This is a genomic window from Streptomyces alkaliphilus (assembly GCF_014141535.1).
Classification (GTDB): Bacteria; Actinomycetota; Actinomycetes; order Streptomycetales; family Streptomycetaceae; genus Streptomyces; species Streptomyces alkaliphilus.
On record NZ_VKHT01001164.1, the window covers coordinates 1 to 1,412 of the forward strand.

Sequence of the window (1,412 nt, forward strand, 5' to 3'; positions counted from 1 at the left end):
CGCCCCGGGTCCGCCCGGCCCCACTCGGCTCCGTTCGGCCCGGCCCGGCCCTATTTGTCGATGTCGCCCACCACGAAGAAGAACGACCCCAGGATGGCCACCATGTCGGCCACCAGGGTGCCCGGCAGCAGGTGTTCCAGCGCCTGGATGTTGTTGAACGACGCCGAGCGCAACTTGAGCCGGTAGGGCGTCTTCTCACCCTTGGACACCAGGTAGTAGCCGTTCAGACCCAGCGGGTTCTCGGTCCAGGCGTAGGTCTCCCCCTCCGGGGCCTTGAGCACCTTGGGCAGCCGCTGGTTCACCGGCCCCGGCGGCAACCCGGCGAGACGGTCCAGACAGGCGTCGGCCAGCTCCAGCGAGTTGCGGGTCTGTTCCAGCAGCACCTCGAAACGCGCCAGGCAGTCCCCCTCGGTCCGGGTGACCACCCGCAGCGTGTCGGCCAGCTCCCCGTAGGCCAGGTAGGGCTCGTCACGCCGCAGGTCGAGGTCGACACCGCAGGCGCGGGCGATGGGACCGGAGACCCCGTAGGCGTGCACCGCCTCCGGGGAGAGGACGCCGACGCCCCGGGTACGGGCGCGGAAGATCTCGTTGCCGAGCACGAGGTCGTCGAACCGTCCGAGCCGCCCGCGCACCCCCGCGACCGCCGAGCGGGCCCGATCGGTCCACCCGGCCGGCAGGTCCTCCTTCAGCCCGCCGACCCGGTTGAACATGTAGTGGATGCGACCGCCGGAGACCTCCTCCAGTACCGCCTGGAGGTCCTCCCGCTCGGTGAAGGCGTAGAACATGGGCGTGATGCCACCCAGTTCCAGCGGGTAGGAGCCGAGGAACATCAGGTGGTTGAGCGCCCGGTTCAGTTCCGCGAGCAGGGTGCGCAGCCACACCGCCCGTTCCGGGACCTCCATGCCGAGCATCCGCTCGACGGCCATGACCACGCCCAACTCGTTGGAGAAGGCGGAAAGCCAGTCGTGGCGGTTCGCCAGCACGATGATCTGTCGGTAGTCACGGGCCTCGAAGAGTTTCTCCGCCCCGCGGTGCATGTAACCGACGATCGGCTCCGCCCGGGAGATCCGCTCACCGTCCAGCACCAGCCGCAGCCGCAGCACGCCGTGGGTCGAGGGGTGCTGCGGGCCGATGTTCAACACCATGTCCGTGGCCTCGGCCGCGCCCCCGACCCCCACCACCGTGGCGGTCCCGGTCGCACCCGTGCCCCCGCCGGGGGTCGTGGAGTCCTCCATGCGCCCAGTCTGGCAGCTCCCCGGGGTGACCGATACGCGCCGGCGGGGGGCGCGCGCCTAAGCTTCTGCGGTATGAACACGACGGCAGGGCAGCCGGGAAGCGGGAGCGACCCGGAGGACCGACACGGCACCGACGGTGGGCGCGGACGTCGTGAGCCCGGGGGCCGGGACGAGGTG

1 protein-coding gene is annotated in these 1,412 nt (G+C 70.9%); it reads right to left on the reverse strand.

The features are described 5' to 3' along the window. Positions 1 to 50: 50 nt before the first annotated feature. On the reverse strand, positions 51 to 1,235 hold the full coding sequence (locus FNQ90_RS23150) for an NADH-quinone oxidoreductase subunit D (protein ID WP_182608128.1): 1,185 nt from the start codon (positions 1,233 to 1,235) through the stop codon (positions 51 to 53). Between the last annotated feature and the right edge of the window lie 177 nt (positions 1,236 to 1,412).

What these genes read in the sequence shown, in the direction of transcription:
- FNQ90_RS23150 (WP_182608128.1), bottom strand. Translation starts at nt 1,235, where the DNA reads ATGGAGGACTCCACGACCCCCGGCGGGGGCACGGGTGCGACCGGGACC.